The sequence below is a fragment of the Blastomonas sp. SL216 genome (assembly GCA_026625625.1).
In the GTDB taxonomy this organism is placed as follows: domain Bacteria; phylum Pseudomonadota; class Alphaproteobacteria; order Sphingomonadales; family Sphingomonadaceae; genus Blastomonas.
The window spans coordinates 1,779,240-1,796,945 of sequence record CP113055.1; the positions used below are offsets into that span (position 1 = coordinate 1,779,240).

General features: G+C 63.5%; 13 protein-coding genes. 1 reads left to right on the forward strand and 12 read right to left on the reverse strand.

Features of this window, described 5'->3' with window-relative positions; all coding sequences use genetic code 11:
* Window positions 1-657: 657 nt before the first annotated feature.
* From OU999_08455 to OU999_08465, 3 genes are all read right to left on the reverse strand, one after another.
* Window positions 658-990: a hypothetical protein gene (locus tag OU999_08455; GenBank protein WAC25200.1), complete on the reverse strand. Its 333-nt coding sequence runs from the start codon at window positions 988-990 to the stop codon at window positions 658-660.
* A 20-nt stretch (window positions 991-1,010) separates the two neighbouring features.
* A complete protein-coding gene (locus OU999_08460; GenBank protein ID WAC25201.1) occupies window positions 1,011-2,372 on the reverse strand; it encodes a S8 family serine peptidase in 1,362 nt (453 codons plus the stop codon).
* Between the two features lie 71 nt (window positions 2,373-2,443).
* Window positions 2,444-3,790: a hypothetical protein gene (locus tag OU999_08465; GenBank protein WAC25202.1), complete on the reverse strand. Its 1,347-nt coding sequence runs from the start codon at window positions 3,788-3,790 to the stop codon at window positions 2,444-2,446.
* A 184-nt stretch (window positions 3,791-3,974) separates the two neighbouring features.
* Here OU999_08465 and OU999_08470 point away from each other — a divergent pair, with 184 nt between their 5' ends.
* Entirely contained in the window at window positions 3,975-4,628 is a 654-nt protein-coding gene (locus OU999_08470) for a Crp/Fnr family transcriptional regulator (protein WAC25203.1), read from the forward strand.
* A gap of 33 nt (window positions 4,629-4,661) precedes the next feature.
* Here OU999_08470 and OU999_08475 read toward each other — a convergent pair whose 3' ends face one another.
* The 9 genes from OU999_08475 to OU999_08515 form a co-directional block, all read right to left on the reverse strand.
* On the reverse strand, window positions 4,662-6,020 hold the full coding sequence (locus OU999_08475; protein WAC25204.1) for a hypothetical protein: 1,359 nt from the start codon (window positions 6,018-6,020) through the stop codon (window positions 4,662-4,664).
* 88 nt (window positions 6,021-6,108) lie between these two features.
* Complete coding sequence (locus OU999_08480) at window positions 6,109-6,777, reverse strand: hypothetical protein (GenBank protein ID WAC25205.1); 669 nt, start codon at window positions 6,775-6,777, stop codon at window positions 6,109-6,111.
* 3 nt (window positions 6,778-6,780) lie between these two features.
* Window positions 6,781-8,319, reverse strand: a complete 1,539-nt coding sequence (locus OU999_08485) for a toll/interleukin-1 receptor domain-containing protein (GenBank protein ID WAC25206.1) — start codon at window positions 8,317-8,319, stop codon at window positions 6,781-6,783.
* A 343-nt stretch (window positions 8,320-8,662) separates the two neighbouring features.
* Complete coding sequence (locus OU999_08490; protein WAC25207.1) at window positions 8,663-9,589, reverse strand: HEPN domain-containing protein; 927 nt, start codon at window positions 9,587-9,589, stop codon at window positions 8,663-8,665.
* Between the two features lie 65 nt (window positions 9,590-9,654).
* On the reverse strand, window positions 9,655-10,593 hold the full coding sequence (locus OU999_08495) for a DUF2493 domain-containing protein (protein WAC25208.1): 939 nt from the start codon (window positions 10,591-10,593) through the stop codon (window positions 9,655-9,657).
* Window positions 10,594-10,921: 328 nt separating this feature from the next.
* Entirely contained in the window at window positions 10,922-11,968 is a 1,047-nt protein-coding gene (locus OU999_08500) for a toprim domain-containing protein (protein WAC25209.1), read from the reverse strand.
* An 11-nt stretch (window positions 11,969-11,979) separates the two neighbouring features.
* Complete coding sequence (locus OU999_08505; protein WAC25386.1) at window positions 11,980-16,179, reverse strand: strawberry notch family protein; 4,200 nt, start codon at window positions 16,177-16,179, stop codon at window positions 11,980-11,982.
* Window positions 16,180-16,625: 446 nt separating this feature from the next.
* Window positions 16,626-17,216 (reverse strand): hypothetical protein, encoded by a 591-nt coding sequence (locus tag OU999_08510; GenBank protein ID WAC25210.1) that lies wholly within the window; start codon window positions 17,214-17,216, stop codon window positions 16,626-16,628.
* Window positions 17,213-17,689, reverse strand: coding sequence for a hypothetical protein (locus tag OU999_08515; protein ID WAC25211.1), 477 nt, complete (start codon window positions 17,687-17,689; stop codon window positions 17,213-17,215). Before OU999_08515 ends, OU999_08510 begins: the two co-directional genes overlap by 4 nt.
* Between the last annotated feature and the right edge of the window lie 17 nt (window positions 17,690-17,706).

The window sequence follows — 17,706 nt, forward strand, 5'->3', positions numbered from 1 at the left end:
ACTCGGCGAATATTATGCCGATCTACCAGCTATACTAGCAGGTGATTTCTTGGAAGCACTCAAAATGGTTCTGCGAAAGGCTTCGGCCCACTAGACTGCAATCCAAGCGCGGTGTCCACAATAGTAGCCGCGTGCCAGCCTCTTGTTTCAAAAATAATGGCCGCTTTGGTCTCCTCAGTAGTTTAAAGGGGGCTGACCGATTCGGCCAGCATCCGGGCCACCTCATCTGCATCGAAATGATGTCTGCTATCAAGCGGTCGGAGGCGAAGCTACCACGACCGATATGAGGGCATTTTGCTGACCGGCATCGCCGGTTCCAGAAGTTCAGCTTTTGGGCCGCTTTTGGAGTTTCAGCTTCTGGCAGAAACGAGGCTGAAGCTGCCATTCTGCTTTCCGGAACGTAAATCTACCCTTCCCATGACCGGAAATAGATTGCGATAGGAACGCGGAAATGCATACCGGAACTGACATGAGGAGTTTTAGACTTGCGTCTCGCTTTGCGGACTTCGAGTGACCAGCAGGTGGATGGCGACGCCGTGCTGGCTTCAGATCCTAAAAAGCTGTCGATCATCAGAGCCTGATGAGGTCTTTAAAGAACCGATTGCCGCCCGGCTGGGTCGGATGAAAATCCGCAGATAGCCTGTCCGGAAACTCGCACTAAAGTGTTGTGAATGTCGCTTCGGGCATGATTTGAACCGGGATATTGCCGATAGATTCGGCAAGGGCCGTGTGAGACATGCCATCGCTCACCTTCGCCGACCATGCTCTCATGCCCGCTAAGTACGTTAGCTCGACATCATCCGTAAGTCGCTCACGAAGCTGGGCGTCGATTGCGGCGCAGCGCGCGGCGAGCTCGCCGGTCAGCTGCTCAGAACGCTCATGTGCCGCCTGCACATCCTGTTCGGGCGGTAGCGGCGCGAAAGGGTCAAGGCTTTCGCGCCAGCCCTCCGGCAGGACCGATTCCAGAGGCATGAGCAAAAAGGTCGTCACGCCCCTGCGTATAACTTAAACTATGCGCGAATGCGACCCGCGCCGCCATAATTGAGATTGTAGGGGTGAGGCTTTACCGGATCCAACGTTGAGAGCAGGCTCAGGAACAATGCGCGGGGATGCCCCAACAGCGCAGGATTGGCGCTCATCCGGCGCGCAGCAATCCCGGCAACGAGTGGCGTTGCCATTGAGGTGCCGCTCATGCGCGCATAGCCATTGCCGGGGATGGCCGCTATCACATCAACCCCTGGCGCCGAAAGGTTGGGCACCGGATATTGTATGCGCCCGTCCTGACCTGACAGCTCCCAATCGCTGAAGATCGCAGTGATGTCTTGGGAATCGCTCGCCCCTACGCTCAGCGTGGTGCGATAATTGCCCGGCGAGCCGTGGAATCCGGCGCCCTTGCGGCCGTCATTGCCGATCGCAGCAATCATCGAGATCCCGGCTGCCAGCCCATTCAGTACCGGCTGCTCAAGATAGTTGTGATATCCTGACCCGCCCAGCGAAGCGTTGACCACATCGACGCCGCGCCGACCCGGCCTGAACTGGTGCTGCACCAGCCAGTCCATTCCAGCAACGATCTGCTGTAGATAGCCGAACAGGCGGCCCTGAGCATTAGGTGTCGTGAGCACCGCGGCCACAGCGAGATCGGCATCAGGGGCCGCACCGCAATTCCGGCCTGCCGCGATCGAGCTGACATGCGTGCCATGATCCCCCGCATCCCGGGCTGTGCTGCCAACGACCTGCCCATGCTTGTCGAACTCGCGGAACTGGACAACCTTGCCCGCGAATTCCGGATGGGAATCGTCGATTCCGGTATCCAGTATCCCGATCATGATCCCCCGACCGCCGGACTGGCCAGAGGCGAGGCCGACCTTCGTGAGGTGCCAGAATTGGCCATTGGCCGCCGCTGCAGCGCCGGCAGCCGCGTCGATAACGGTTTCCGTGTCGGGATGGACCATATGCACTTCGACATTGGGATAGACCGAGACGCCCGGCTGGCTGTAGATCGCTTCGAGATCAAGCTCGTCGCGGTCGACCAGGATCGCGCCGACTCCAGCCAGCACGCGCATGTCGGCCGGTGGCTCTGACTGGGGTTCGATGCTCGCAATCTTGGGCAAACCAAAGGTCGCGGCTTCGGATGCCGCGCCGAAGTTTTCGAACCGCGTGCCAGGATTGTCGATCCCGCTCGCAATTTGGCTGAGCACCGCGTGGCGGCGGGCCAACAATTCTTCGGGCGGCAAGGCTTCAGCGGTGGTCGCCGCAGCCTCGGCCTCGCTGGGCAGAGCAGCGAACACGCCGCCGGTCATGCCGAACATTTCGACCGAACCATCGAGAACGCTTTCATCGACGAAAATGACATAGCCTGAAGTGGTGGACATGGTATTTCTCCTTCTAGATGGCCCTTATTGCGGCCAGACAGTGCGGGTATTGCTAGCGCGGGGTGGCGATCCTAGCTTCCGGCAGCAGCTGGGACCGCGGCGTCTTCCTTCTCTTTCTTGGCCTCGGCTTCCGCTTCGATCAGCGCTGCAAGCGCATTCGCTTGGGTTCGCCGCTCGACTTCGCGTTTGCTTGCGTTGGTCTCCTGGTCGCGCAGTTCGATACCGGCGGCGACCGCCGCGTCTACCACCCCTGCCAACGCGTCCGCGCCGCCGGTGCTGGTGTATCCGATCGACATCACCTCACCTGTTTGAGCGAAGGTCGCCGCGACTGCGCGCGATCCAAACATGCCGCTACCGTCGAAGGCGATTTTCTTCAGCGTTCCAATCTGCGGCACTTTTACCGTTGCCTTGGCCTTGGTGTCTTCATAGGCCGAGAGAGCAAGCGGTTGCTCGTCCTCGGAGAGGTTACCAGCCGAGAACGCTGATCGGGGTTCAAGCTTGACGGTGACCGCGCCCGGATCACGATAGATCAGCGCGCGCCGTTCGGTCGTCGGGGTAGGCCTTGCGTCGCGTCCGGTCGCCGAGGCCACCGAAGCCTTGAAGTCTAGCACCTGCCCGTAACCGACCAAATCGAGCGCCGCCTGCAACGCCGGCTCCTCCAAATCCTCGAACCAGACGGTGAGATCAGCTTTGGTGGGGCTGGGCAAATTGGTGTCGGATCGAGGATCGATCGCGGCAGTCGGTGTCCAGATCGCCGGGTCGGGGCTGACTGTCAAACGCGAGAGCGTATCGGCAAGAGCCGCTTCGGTGCGGGTGATCTGCATGAGCAGGTTCTTCGATGCCCCGTCATCAATCAAGCTCTGCTTGAGGCGCGTCAAAGCCGTCTCCAGCCCCGCCTTTTGGGAAAGCAGCCTGACAATCTCATTCTTGCACTGGATGGGTTTGAAGTCCGGTTTTCCGTCAGCCGCAGCCGCAGCTACTGGCAAAGCCAACGGCACGCCCATCGCGGTGGTAACGGCGAATGTCGCCGCCTTGATCACCGCGGCGGCAATCTTTCCACCCTGCCCGGTTGAAGAGGCATTGAAGCTCTTTATTGTGCCATTGTCATGGAATTCCAGCTTGATTTCCCGATCGACCAGCAAGTTGCCCTTCGGATTGACCTTGATCTGTGCGCCGCGGACATAGACCGGCTTGATCGCCGTTACGGTGTCCATCGCAAACCCTACACCCTGCGCATTTGGGCAAGCCGTAATCATGTGGCTGACCGCAAATCCGATCTTCACCTCGGGCAGGTGGTAATCGAGGGTCAGTTCTTCGGCTTCACTTTCCGCTTTCGGTTTCGTTCCGGCATGGGCCGGAGTGAACCACACCAGGCTCGCCGTGGAAAGTATCGCGGCGATGACATTCGATTTGCGCATTGGTGTTGCTCCTGAGTATGTTGCGGCATGCATCGGATCATCTGGAGGCGATCAGCCAGACCCGAAAACACGGGTGCCATTTCTGAGGGAGCTTCGCGCGTGATCTTCGTCACGCTTGCCGCTCCCTTGGGCATTTTCGCCATCAGCCGCAGAACCCATGCATTGCCTGCAGCCAGGACCCCCTATGGACCGGGTTGAGCGACTGGCCGCGCTCGCGTCCTTCTTTGCGTGCAGCGCAGCGGAGGCGGAGCGGCTCAACGATGCCATGGCCTTCGTGACCTACCCCCATGGCCAGAAGCTGATCCATCAGGGCGATCTTGGCGCAAAGGTTTGGATCGTGCTTGCGGGGCAGGCGCAATTGCAGGTGATTGGCGGCGACGGACAGGTACAACTGCTGATGGCGCATGGCCCGGGTGAGTTGTTCGGCGCGCTGCCGCATGAACGCGTGTTCGTGTCTGATGTCGTCGCGCGGGATCGGATCGCGGTGCTCGAGGTTGCGACATCGCGCCTAGCCCGGTTGGTGCAGGAGGAAGCGCGGATCGGCAGCGGGCTGGCAATGATCCTGGCACGCCAATATCACGCTGCGCTCGACCGGATGGCGGCGCGCATCACCCTGTCGGCCACGGGCCGGGTCTACTCGGAACTGCTCAACGCGGCAGGCGATGGCGACACCATCGCTCCGCCACCGGTGGTCGCAGCGCTCGGCCTGATGGCACAGACCACCCGCGAAACCGCATCCCGCGCGATCAACGGGTTGATGCGCCGCGGCATTGTGCGGCGTGATGCGGGCCGACTGACGATCGTCTCCCGCAAGTTGCTTGAGGACATGATCATCTAGAGCAGAACACGTTTTCGGCACGATGATACTTGGCTAGAGCACGCTCCAGATAGGCTCGCGGCCCGATGTCAGAGGCAGTTCGCCCAGTTCTTCCACTGCAGCGTCCCACCCGGCCCGGACCAATGCCATCGCGGTGGCTTCATCGCTGACCACCGCGCCGGGATTCGCAACCGCTGCAAGCGCGGCTGCGCGCTGCAAGAGAGGCGCAGGAGCCTGATCCGGATCACATGGCGCCAAGATTATGGCCACCCGGGCGCTATCGCCGGCACTGGCGAGACGCCTTGCTTCGGTCGCTGCCGATAAAAGATCAGCGTGAATCGACCATGTCGCTTCGTCCGCCCAGACCACGGTCTGTAAACGTTGACGCTTAACACCTTGGCCTTTCTTCGATCCAGCCAACCGCGTTCCCTCGATGATCGTGAGCGAACGCCCGCCATCGCGCCACGATGCCAGTTGCGGACGCAAGCTCTCCCCCTGGCCGACCACGGTGACCGCACAGGCCTGGCTGGCAAGCACCTGGGCGTTACGCACCGCGCGCCCCATCGCGACGTAATCTGCATATTCCACCGCCAGCGGGAGCGAAGGATCGGCCAGGCCATAGACAGTCGTGGTGGTGGCCTGCGCCAGTGCCCAATCGAACCGGCCTGTCCAGTGTTCGCCAAAAGCCGCGACTGACAGCTGGCGGAACTGGTCGATAGGATATGGCAGCACGACGTGCAGTTCTGCGGCAGGGCATTGTGCATCGCGCCAAGAGATAAAGGCCTCTGCGAACAGCAGGTCGGCCCCGGCAGCCAAAGCGCCAAATGCAAAGCCCGGACGCTCGCTGGCGATGAACTGCGCGATCCCCGCTGCGACGGCGGAGTCATCCGGGTCGAGACCGGCGATGCCGCTGAAATGGACGCTGGGCGGCGGACGGTGCGCATCGAGCCACGCTGCATCCCAGCCCTTTTCGGCGATGATCAGCGCGAATTGTACAATTGTTGCGGCGTGATCCTCCCAGGCATGCGGCTGGCGGGCGATGGCCTTGCGCAGCGCAGCGCGCGCCTCGACCTCCTGGTCAAGCAGCAGCAACGCCTCAGCCCGCGTCGCCTCGCGCCAATATGGGGTTTCGCCCTCCATGGGATTGGCAGCCATCAGATCGAGCACATCTTGTGCAAAGCGTCTGGCCTGCGCGGGTTTGCCAGCGAACAGCGAGAGCGATGCGGCGTTTATCAGCGGATAGCTCGAGCCGGCAATGGCTGCAGCCTTGGCGTAAAGCTGCGCCGACTGATCGAACAGGCGCGCCTGCTCTGGCCCTGCCCCTGCCCGTTTGGCCCGATCTTTGACAAGCCGCGCCTGCAGGCTGAGTGCTTTGGGATCGCTTGCGGAGTCGAGCAGGCCATACTGCGCCATCAGCGTCCACGCCCGCTCCGGCGAACCGGAACGGGCGAGGCGCAGAATCTGGGTGTAGGGGGTTAGCAAGGGGTTGAAAGTCCTGTTCTCAGAGGAATTCGATCATGCTGGCCCCGTTGGGCGGGTGAATGCCGCCGTGACCGAACATCACAAGGCTACTCTGATTTGAAGCAGGTTGGAGAGGACGGCGTGGCTTCTTGAAGACGGGTGATCTGCCATCGTCGGAGTCAACGAAATCGAACACGATTGGGAAGCGCGTCATGATCGCCGCTCCAGACGACGACCCAAGTTCGCGTAAGGCACTCTCACCGTCGACATCAAATGAACACACGGTGTGGTAATTGCTGCTTGGCAGCTTGTGACGTTTCAAGTTCTTTATGATCGGTGCGGATGGCTGGCCCCTGATTGCCATTGGAGCCACGATATTCTCGCCAAAATATGTTGTGGTTTCATGAAAAGAACCAACTGTGCCACCATTTTCCGCTTCCTCCGCATGGCTGTGATCACCGCTGATTGCTACGAACACCAAACAGGGTTGCTTGGCGGCAAATGCCATGTCGATCCCGCCGACACAGTGGATGGGTGGAGCGATTTCCCAGGAATCTTCTACCTTGCCCTGCTCGATCTCATCCCAAGCCTCCATCCGATTGCCCGGCGTCTTGCGCTTAAGGACCGTTCTGACCTTCGCGTAACCGTCGTCTCCGTTGCCAAGCATAAACAGAAAAATGTCGCTGTGGGCCTGTTCATTCTCACTCATCACTCACTCCTCCAACCGCTTGCGAAAATTCACGAGGTTTGATCGCCAATCCGCACGTTCCGGATCGAGCCGCGTCAGCTCCCGTGCGATTCCCAAAGCCCTGAAGAGCATCGCGCGCCTAATCGGCGGCGCTTCGAAAGACGCGAGGTAACCATAGATCTCCATCTGCTGCGACCGGATCTTGCGATTATTTGGGTTCTCGGAGGCAAGCTGGTCCGCCAGCCTCAATGCCTGACGCCGAACGCTGCTAGCATCTTCGCGCCGTCCGGCCTGCTCCAGCGCGACGCTCTGCCACATCAGGTTGAAGACCAGATCATAAGGCGCGCGCGAGGCAACCTCGTCATTGCCAGCCAACCGCTCGCCGAGTTCGACCGCAATCCGGCACTTTTCGAGCGTTGCGTCGTCGACCGCTTTGGCTAGAGCGTCGATAGCGCACAGGTTGCCAGCGACCAGGGCCGTGGTGCGCCGCCATTCGGGATTGCGACTTCTCCACGCCCGAACGCCGGATAGCAGCCCCCAACTCTGGCGAAGCTCTGCCTCGGCCTGTGCACCATTCCCCTCGGCTTGGGACAGAATTGCTAGACGATTGAGGCTTAGAGCATGATCGAACCGGCGCTCCGGATCGCCTGGCGCTGCGTCCAGCAGGCTCAGCGTTGCACGCGCCCGTTCGCTGAGATTGCGCCGCGCCAAGGCATAGTTTTTGCGGAATATGGCATCCTCGCCGAGCCTGCCCACCACCCGCGCACGCCGTTCAAGGCTGTCGGGCGAGAGCGCAGTCAGATTCTGCTGCCCTTCGTAATAGGCAAGCGCGCGCTGGTTCACGCGAGTCATCACGGCGACTCCCGCCGCGCCATCGAGATCTTCGCGCAGATCCGTCAGCATATATTCGATCAGCCCTTCGGCCGCAGCCTGCTGGCGTTGCGCTTCGCCGCGCGCTTGAAGGGCGATTACTGTCATCACCGCCATCATTAAGGCAATTGCGCAGGCCAGCCCCGTGACGGCCATCACGCGCCGTATCTGCCTTTGGCTGTCGCGCTGCACCAGCGCATCGAGCGGTACGTCCATGACGCCGGCCACCACCTTGAGGAAGCCGAGGCGATAGCCGTCGCCTTCCTTGCGCAGGTCAGCCGCCAGGGGTTCGCCGCCATGATGGAGGGCCGCGGGGAAGGCGTCCTCAGGCTCGCCGCAAAGCAGCGCCGCCAGGATCGGGCGATCGGGATGCAGTTCCCGGAACAGCGCGATTTCGCGCGCCACCCAGCGCGAGACCCCGGCATCGGGCGAGCACAGCACGATCAGCGCCTGCGAGGCTGCGAGCGCCTTGCGCACGCTGGCCGATAGGTCGGTTGCGGCGGGGAAGTCCTCACGATCGCGAAAGATCGCTCCGATCCGGCCATCGTCCCCCGCCGGGCGCATGTGACGCGGCAGGCGATAGCTTTCCAATTTGCGGTGCAGCCGTTGGGCCGCGGTGATATCCGCGTGGCTATAGCTCAGAAATGCCCGAAAGGACGGCGTAGCCGCGCTCCTCCCGTCGCTTGCCTCCACGCATCTGCCCCCCAAGCGCGACGACAAACCCAATGTCATCGAGTGACCATGAATGCTAACTCATCTGAGTCCTTAATGCTACATGCGTGGCGACACGTTAGGCTTCAAGATCGCTTCGATCGATGACCGTCTCGGCGACGGCCAACGTAGCCCGGACGACGCCATTTAAAGGGCAAATGATGAGGAGGGCTACGAGGATGGTATCCAAAGCGATGCCATCGCGCGAGCGGCAGCTTTCGGGATGTCCGCTTTTGGGATTGGCTGTTCACCCGGCCAATGGCCGAAATTAGGGCGCAAAGCGGACATCATCAATCCAAACTTGCACATGAGGTAGCTTGTCAAATCAGGCTGTACTGGTCGCCGCTGCCAGTTTTTCAATCCGCGCAGAACATATGGCATGCACAGCACGGCCCAGTTCCTCGACGCACCCGCCGAGCCAGAGCAGCTCTTCTTCGGTGATACGATAATGCTTCGAGTAGCGCGCCTTCACATAGGCCTCTTTGAGCTTCTCGAACCGGGCGCGGTCGATGCGCGTGTCGCGGGGCCAAGCATCGACCAAACGCATATCGATACGCTCGGCCTGGGCACGAAGGAAACCGAGATTATGCACGTGCGGCGTGTAGAAAGTGCAGACCAGCAGCACGCAATGGTAAAGGCCTTCAGAGGTCTGGTGCAGGTCAAACGCCGCCTGCTTGTGGTACCCCTTGCCGATCAGAAACTGCGCGCTCTCGAACCGCTTCATTGAGTTCGGAAACCACTCGTCAAAATACTCCTGCGCCATCGCCAGCGCCTGCTCGGGCGTCTTGGGCTTGGGTGTGTGAAGTTCCCGCTCATCCGCCTCGTGCAAGGCTATGCCGTCCCTTGCCACGTCCATGAAGAAATAGCGGCCATGCGCCAGCCCGTCGTTCACCTCCTGTAGCGTGTGAACGATGAAGTTGACCGGCGTGTGCAGCGTCCGGTCGATGGCCAGCTCGCGGATAAGCCGGTCCTCAAGCTTCAGCCAGTAATCGACCCGCTCGGTGAGCCGCTTGTCGTTGACGATGATCAGCAGATCGAAGTCGGAGCGATAGCCCTTGGCGGTGTGCGGCTCATCGACCCAGCCACCGCGCGCATAGCTGCCATAGAGGATCAGCTTCTCGATCCGGCCCTTCTTCTTCCATTTGTTCGTGGCGAGCGCGAGCGCGTCTTCGAACTCCTCGAAGATGATCTGCTTCACGCGCTCAAGCTCGCGCTGCTTGTTGGCAGGAAGATGATCGAGATCGGTTCGCATGGTCGTATCCCTTGTGAAAGGCCGAAGGGTTGAAGGCAAGAAAAGTCGCGCCCGGATCGGGGCCATCAGGATGGCGGCGACACCCTGAAATCCCAGACCGGGATGTTGAAGGCGCGGGCCTTGTCGACGAGATTGTCCTGGATGCCGGTGCCGGAGAAGACAACCAGCCCGACCGGCATGGCCTCGATCATCCGGTCGTTGCGCTTGAAGGGCGCTGCCTTTTTGTGGCGGTTCCAGTCGGGCCGGAAGGCGACCTGGGGCACGCCGCGGGTTTCGGCCCAGCAGGCAGCGGCGCGTTCGGCGCCGGTGGGTGTGGCGCCATGGAGCAGGACCATGTCGGGATGCCGGGCATGGATCCGATCGAGCGCCGTCCAGATGTGCAGGTGATCGTTGCATGACGGACCGCCGCTGAACGCAACCCGGGTGCCGGCAGGCAGCAGTGCATTTGCCTTGTCGCGCAGGCGCTTGTCGAGGAAATCGCGGCTGTCGATCATCGATGCGGTGAGCGTCCGATGGTTGATACGAGAGCCGGTGCGCGGGGTCCAGGCCTTGCGCATATGGGTGCGGAACTGGCCGGCGGCCGCATCGCGGAAAAATTCCATGGTATCGCGCCGCTCGATCAGGGTGATGCCTTCGGCGATCGTGCGTTCGAGTTCGACCGAGCGGACCTCGCTTCCGTCCTGTTCGCGCTGCCGGGTGCGCTGGTCCTGTTCGTTGCGATCGAGTTCGATCTCGACGCGTTCGGCGGCGCGGTGGAAGATATTGACGAGATTCCAGAGCAGGTTTTCGAGGTCCGGCTCGATCCTTGTGTCGGCAAGGCTTGCAATGAGCCCATCGAACATGTCGGCAACGGCACCTGTTGCCAGCCTTTCGTCGGGAAGCGGCCGTGGATCGGGTTCGTCCTCGAAGGGCCGATAGCCATAGAGCTGCATTTCCTGGAGCAGGAGTGCGCTCGGTCCGGTCTCGCCATCATCATGGCCGTTGATGTCGGTATCGTATGTCATGTGAATATTCCTCGGATGCAGGCAGGTCCGCGCCTCTCGCGGCCTTCGCAGCGACTGCCAGCGCCGCGCGGGGCGGGCCTGCACCTCGCGCGCAGCGCGCAGGCCGGAGCGAAGCGGAGGATGGCGGGACCCGGGGCTATTTTGCCTCGCGATGCAAAGGGGCGAACGCCCCGGCGGAAAATAGCGCCGGGACCGCCATTGCCTGCCCGCACCTCGCGGCGCAGTCGCCTCCGGGCGAAGGCCAGGGGCGCAACGCCCCTGCATGCGGGTTTGAGACCGGCACGATGATGGCACGGCCAGGAAGATGACGGCCTGCCGGCAAGCGTGGCTAGCCAGCCCCCAGGAACCGCACGGCATCGCAAGGTCTGAGCTGAGATCTCAACCGCGCCGACAAGCAACAGACGCCCTGAGCCACCAGGTCGCTGTTGAAATCGTCGCGCTCTGCCCGCAGCGCCACCGTCTCGACGCCACGGCCCATTGCACGCTCGGAAAGCCGGACGAACGCGCCCTCGCCTGCCGGGTCGTTGTCGCATGCGACATAGAGGCGCTTCAGCGCTTGCGGGAATTCGAGAGCGGCAAGATGCGCGGCCGAAAGCGCAGCGATCAGCGGCATGGCCGGCATCGCCTGACGCAGCGAGAGCATGGTCTCGATCCCCTCGCCGGCTGCCATGACCTCGCCTGCGCTGCCGAACCTGACGCCGGATCCGAGCAGACGTCCCATCGCCCGCCTCGGGGGCTTCACAGGCGCCTTGGCCAGGCCGCCCGGATCGAGCCAGGTGCGATGCACTCCGGTCAGACTTCCTTCCGCATCGGTAACGGCCGCAATCAGCGCGGGCCAGCCTGTCTGTATCCCCGGCAGATCGTCTGCGCCCGGCCTGTAGAAGCAGCGGGGATGAAAACGCAACGCAGCGCAGCCTGCGGTTGCGGTGATTCCGCGTGCCGCAAGATAGGTTGCGGCAAGCGTCGCATCGATTGGCCGGGACGCTGCCCAGAGCCGCTGTGCCGCGATCAGAGAGCTCTGGCCCAATCTGGATCGCGTCGGCCTTCCCAGCGATATCGCCGGTTCTGCAGGCAGGCTGAGGAACCGTCTTGCCTCGGCCAGCGTGTCGGCCAGGCACGAATGCCCGCACACTGCTGCGATGATGTCGAGCAGGTCGCCATGCTCGCCACTCGCGGCATCGGTCCACTTTCCCGGCAATGCCCTGCCTCCGCCCCGGTCAGACAAGCGCACATAGAGACTGCGCCCGGGTTCATTGTGCACATTGCCCACGAACCAGTAATGGCCCTCGCGCTTGCCATTGGAGAGATAGCGGCGGCACACCGCCTCGGCATTGTCGGCCAGGCGGCGCGCGATATCGGATGGGGATGCGGTCATGCGGGGCTCCTTCAAGCGGCCTTGCGCTCGTGCAGTCGAACCACCGGAAACCGGTCGATCAGCCGGGCGAACACGTCGGCGCCAGCAGCCCCTGCCGGCACGTAGAGCTTCAGTTTCCACGAGACGATCTCAGGGATCAAGCCCATCGCCTTGAGCCGCTCGACGCCGAGATCGTTGAACCCGAAAAGCTCGATCCGCCATTCGTTCATCGAGCGCACGCGGCGAAGGGTCTGGCCTTCGGCGATCTCGAGCGTGGCAGCGCCTTCGCCCAGCAGGCGCCAGGCCTCGTCGGCAAAGATGCGGACACTGTCCTCGCCGGTCTCGCTCGCTGCCCAGGCAGCGGATACCTTGCGTCCGATGATCCGCTCGCCCGTATCGGTCTGGAGCCGGTAGACCCGCGCCGATTCCTGGGGAAGCCGCTTCCAGATCGGCAGCAGCAGCCCTGCCACCATATGGAGTGTCGAGGTCTCGAACGGAGCGATTTCGCCGAGTTCCGAGCTCCAGGCCGTGCAGAAGCGGGCTTCATCGACCGGCTTCCAGTGCGACTGCGCGAATTCCTCCTCGAGCATCCTGGTCTTCTCCAGCGGCCGCTGAAGCGCGACGCGCCGCTGGACGCCGCCCTGGTCATCGATCAGGCTGCGCGCACGCAGCTGGACGGCAGCCCTGCCCGAGCGCGTGTTCAGCAGAAGCTCGCCGCCGCGTGCCCGGGCCAGCTCGAGCGCGTCGTCGAGCGCCAGCGGCACGATCCGGTCCTTCCGCTCGATGGTCAGCAGCCGGGTTTCCGCGCCGGTGCCGGGATGCGTGTAGATAGTCCGGCGGCCGGAGACGACGAAGCTTTCGGCGCGCAGCGTCTCGAGGCCAGTCTCGAACGTCCCCGAGGCGATGGCTCCTTCGATACGCGCTGCAAGCAGGCCTTCGAAGCTCTCGAACAGGATTTCCTGCAGATCGATCGTCAGGGCGAGCATGCGGTTGAGAAAGGTCGTGATCGGCGGCAGTTCGTCCTTGAGCCCGGTATCGTCGGTCAGCACCAGCCCGGTTGCGGCCTCGAACGTCCGGAGCGAACAGCCATCGATCCTGCCCTCGGCGATCAGCCGGTAGAGCTGACGAAGTGCGTCACGCGCATGGAAGGATTCGAGATTGTCCTCGGGCCGGAACATGTTCTGGCCGCCGGTCTGACGCTGGCCGCGCGTGATCGCGCCCAGCGTGTCGAGCCTGCGCGCAATGGTCGAGATGAAGCGCTTCTGCGCCTTCACGTCGGTCGAGACCGGACGGAATAGCGGCGGCTGCTTCTGGTTCGTGCGGTTGGTGCGGCCGAAGCCCTGGATGGCGCTGTCGGCCTTCCAGCCCGGCTCGAGCAGATAATGGATGCGGCGACGCTGGTTCCTGGCTCCGAGATCGGCATGATAGGACCTGCCCGTCCCGCCCGCTTCGGAAAAGACGAGAATGCGCTTGTCATCGTCCATGAAGGCGCGCGTTTCGGCAAGGCTGGCGCTGGCGGGCCGGTTCCGGACCGCAAAGCGCAGCGCGGCCCCTTCCTGCCTGACCGGCACGATGCGCCGCGAGCGCCCGGTCACCTCGGCGACCGCATCGGCCCCGAAATGCTGGACGATCTGGTCGAGTGCGCCCGGCACGGGCGGCAGCGCGGCAAGCTTCTCGATCATCGCATCGCGGCGGCGGCAGGCCTCGCGATTGAGCACCGGATTGCCATCGGTGTCGAAGACAGGGCGCGATGCCAGATGGCCCTCGCCATCGGTAAAGGGCTCGTGGAGCTGCACCGGAAAGCTGTGCGCAAGATAGTCGAGCACATATTCGCGCGGCGTGATGTCGACCGAGACATCGTCCCAGTCCTGCGCAGGGATTTCGGCAAGCCGCCGCTCCTGCAGCGCCTCGCCGGTCGAGACGATCTGCACCACGGCAGCATGGCCTGCCTCCAGGTCGCGCTCGATCGAGGCAATGGCCGCAGGCGTCTGCATGGCGGTGATGAGATGGTTGAAGAAGCGCTGCTTGGTGCTTTCGAAGGCCGAGCGCGCCGCCGATCGGGTCTGGGGATTGAGCGTGCCATGGCCCTGGCTGGTGACGCCGGCGGACTCGAGCGCGGCTGCCAGATTGTTGTGAATGACCTGGAAGGCAGAAGCATAGCTGTCATAGATGCGGCGCTGCTCGCCGGTCAGCCTGTGTTCGAGCAGTTCGTACTCGACACCATCGAACGAGAGCGAGCGCGCGGAATACAGGCCGAGCGCCTTGAGATCGCGGGCGAGCACCTCCATCGCCGCCACACCGCCCTCCTCGATCGCAGCCACGAACTCGCTGCGCGAGGCAAAGGGAAAATCGCTTCCGCCCCAGAGCCCTAGCCGCTGGGTATAGGCTAGGTTGCGGACCGTGGTCGCGCCGGTTGCCGAGACATAGACGATGCGCGCATCGGGAAGCGCGTGCTGAAGCCTCAGGCCTGCCCTGCCCTGTTGCGATGGCTTCTGCTCGCCGCGAGCGCCCTTGTCGCCTGCTGCATTGGCCATGGCATGCGCCTCGTCGAAGACGATGACGCCATCGAAATCGGAGCCCAGCCATTCAATGATCTGTTCCAGCCGGCTCGGCTTGCCCGCGCGCGCCTGGCTGCGCAGCGTGGCATAGGTCGTGAACAGGATGCCCTGGTCGAGCCGGATGGCACTTCCCTGGCGAAAGCGCGACAGCGGCGTGACGAGCAGCCGTTCCTGGCCGAGCGCTGCCCAGTCGCGCTGGGCATCCTCGAGCAGCCGGTCGGACACGGACAGCCACACCGCGCGGCGGCGCCCCTTGAGCCAGTTGTCGAGGATGATCCCGGCCACCTGCCGACCCTTGCCGGCTCCGGTGCCGTCGCCAAGGAACCAGCCGCGCCGGAACCTCACCGCGCCTTCGGCATCGTCGCTCGCCGCCGCCAATGTGTCCCAGGTCGTATCGGTCGTCCAGGCACCTGCGAGATGTCCTGAATGGGCTTCGCCGGCATAGACGATCGATTCAAGCTGCGCGTCCGATAGCAGGCCGTCCGTCACCAGCCGTGCGGGAAGATGCGGGCGATAGAAGGGCTTCGGCGGTGCGACCGAGGCCATGGCGGCGGACTGGACCAAGGGGGTCGGGTGCGGATGTGCGCCCTCGATCGACAGCGACTGCAGCGCATAGGGCTCGTAAATCGCATCCGAAAGCCTGCCGCAGGGCGCCTGCCATTCATGCACCGCATAGGCGAGTTCATGGCTGTCCTCGGCCAGCGCAGGAATTCGGGGAGGCTGCAAGTCCTGCGTCCTTGCGTTCTTGCGCGCTGCACCAGCCGCGATGACAGGAGCTTGCGAGGCCGCCTCAGCGGCCTGCAAGCCATATTGCGGTCGTGCAGGCAGGTCGGCCTCGATCCAGGCGAGCAGCGTCGCCAGATCGGGAGCCTCGCCGCGCTCCGGCGTCCGGATGGAAGAGGCTGCGGCAGGCAGATTGTCGAACACGAGCAGCCGGGTGCGCGTCGTGGTGCCGTGCCGCGCATAGACCCGGCCCGCAATGGCTGCAGAAAAGCGCAGCGTTGCCTGTTCCTGCAGGGCCTCGAAAGCCGGTCGCCAGCCGGGCGCTTCAGGCGCACAGCCAGCGCCGACAATGGCGACCAGCCTGCCTCCGTCAGCCAGCCGGGCGAGCGCAGATGCAATGTGCCGCAGAGCTGCGCCACGCATCCTGCCATCGACATTTGCGGCAACGGAAAATGGCGGGTTCATCAGCACGATATCGGGCCGCACACCGGCGTCGAGCCGGTCATCGATCGCGGCGGCATCATGGTGCGTCACAGGCACGCCGCCGAACAGCTCTGCCAGAAATGCGGCTCGGGCAGGATCGAGCTCGTTGAGCGCGAGGCTGGCACCTGCAAGTTCTGCATGGATCGCAAGTATGCCCGTTCCTGCGGAGGGCTCGAGAACGAGATCGCCTTCGCGGATGGCAGCGGCGCGTGCGGCTGCATAGCCGAGCGGAAGCGGGGTCGAGAATTGCTGAAGCGCCTGGCTGGTCGGGGAGCGCCGCGTATGGGTGGGGATCTGCCGAGCGATCCTGTCCCAGAGCGCCAGGCATTGCGGCGGAGAACCTGCCCGCGCCATAAGCGCGCGGCCATAGGCGCGCAGCAACAGGACCTGCGCGCCTTCGCAGGCATCATAGGCCGACTTCCAGTCCCATGCCCCCGCAGCGTCGTCCGCGCCGAAGGCAGGGATCATCGCTGCGCGCAATCTTGCGGTGTCGAAGGGCTCGCCCGCGGCGAGCAGCGCCGCGATGGCCTGTGCAGCGCGATGCAGCGGTGATGCAGCAGCGATTTGGCCGGACGCGGCACCTGGTGAGGAGGATCTGGAAGCAAAAGCCATGGCGGGTTCCCTTGAGCGAGAGCGGAACAGGTTCGGAGCGAGCCGCAGCGCGGCGCTCTCTCTCCCGGCCCCGCGGCCCGCCCGGCCGCAGACCAGCTCTTCCTCCCGGCCCGGTGGTCATGACCGGTCAGGGCTGGACAGCCCGCGATGGATTCCCGGGCGCTCGGGAACTGCGACCTGGCCGTCAAACCGGCCCCGCCGGTTATGGTGGCAAGGCTGGTCCCGAGGAGCGGAAGGGCGAATGCAGGCCAGGAGCGGGGTACGAAAGGCCCCGCTCCCGTGCAGCCTGGGCCTTGCAGAGTTCAGCCGGGTGGCCGGTTCGAGTCAGGCGGACTGCCATGGAACGCCGCCCAGGCACCCGGCTTCCACTGGCGCAGGCTGCGCTCGGCCATGCACCTTTCCTGGTCGGTAAAGAGCTGAGGATAGCCTGTGGCAACCAGGGCCCAGTCGATATCCTCCTCGTACCAGCCACTCGGCAACCGGAGCGCATCGGGCATGGCGGCGTTGCGTTCGGGGTCCAGATGGAAACCGCCATGGCTGGCTGTGCTGTAGAAGATGATACCCTCGGCATAGCGCGTCGCGCGCTGCGAAGAGCCCCAGGATGTGGTCGCGCAGAGCAAAACCTCCACGCGGACAAGCGCTTGGCACTGCCGGCGATGCTCGAGACAGGAATCGACATGCGCTCTAAAGCCATCCGCATCGGCAATCCGTTCGCCAAAGCCGAAACCATCGGCCCGGCACCACTGGCCGATCGGCTTGGTCCCGGGGGCAGCCGTCACGATCCACAAGCCTTGCCCATCGCTGCATGGAACGGCGATCAGCGCAAGCTGGCCAACCCGTGCGGCCATCAGCCCATCTGCGGTCGTGCCATATTCGGCGGACAAGCTGGTCATGCTGCCCTCCTGCGAACAAGCGGACGCGGCACGATGGCCGTGTCGCTCACGATGGCGATCGTCGCATCCCGATAGCCGCTCCGGGCGAGCCAGGCGCTGGCTTCGCACGCATCCGCGCCGGCATGCAGCAGTTCTTCGCCCTCGCCGCATCGTGACAGGACCAGCGCACAGCCTGGTGTCGGACGGCCCAGAATCTCGAAATCGAGACGGCTCGCGATGGAGTAGATCCGCCGGATGACGAGAACGGGCCTGCCGCAGCTCGCATAGGTCGCAATGTGCAGGCCGAACGTCGCAGGAAGCGGCGAGAGCCCACCGTCACGCCCGGGTCGCCACTCGACCAGCGTCCCGCTGCCATTTTCCTCCTCCCAGGCCCGCAATTTGCGCCTGAAGCGATCTGGCGGCCGCGGCCCGCCGTTGCTGAAGCGGATTGTCGCGCCCAGCGGCGCGAGGCGATAGATGTCGGATGCGAGCATGGAAATTCTCCCTCAAA

Excerpts from the sequence above, each read along its gene's own strand:
- OU999_08460 (WAC25201.1), bottom strand. The coding sequence starts at position 2,372 with ATGTCCACCACTTCAGGCTATGTCATTTTCGTCGATGAAAGCGTTCTC.
- OU999_08465 (WAC25202.1), bottom strand. The coding sequence starts at position 3,790 with ATGCGCAAATCGAATGTCATCGCCGCGATACTTTCCACGGCGAGCCTG.
- OU999_08470 (WAC25203.1), top strand. The coding sequence starts at position 3,975 with ATGGACCGGGTTGAGCGACTGGCCGCGCTCGCGTCCTTCTTTGCGTGC.
- OU999_08475 (WAC25204.1), bottom strand. The coding sequence starts at position 6,020 with ATGGCGCAGTATGGCCTGCTCGACTCCGCAAGCGATCCCAAAGCACTC.
- OU999_08480 (WAC25205.1), bottom strand. The coding sequence starts at position 6,777 with ATGAGTGAGAATGAACAGGCCCACAGCGACATTTTTCTGTTTATGCTT.
- OU999_08490 (WAC25207.1), bottom strand. The coding sequence starts at position 9,589 with ATGCGAACCGATCTCGATCATCTTCCTGCCAACAAGCAGCGCGAGCTT.
- OU999_08495 (WAC25208.1), bottom strand. The coding sequence starts at position 10,593 with ATGACATACGATACCGACATCAACGGCCATGATGATGGCGAGACCGGA.
- OU999_08500 (WAC25209.1), bottom strand. The coding sequence starts at position 11,968 with ATGACCGCATCCCCATCCGATATCGCGCGCCGCCTGGCCGACAATGCC.
- OU999_08505 (WAC25386.1), bottom strand. The coding sequence starts at position 16,179 with ATGATCCCTGCCTTCGGCGCGGACGACGCTGCGGGGGCATGGGACTGG.
- OU999_08510 (WAC25210.1), bottom strand. The coding sequence starts at position 17,216 with ATGACCAGCTTGTCCGCCGAATATGGCACGACCGCAGATGGGCTGATG.
- OU999_08515 (WAC25211.1), bottom strand. The coding sequence starts at position 17,689 with ATGCTCGCATCCGACATCTATCGCCTCGCGCCGCTGGGCGCGACAATC.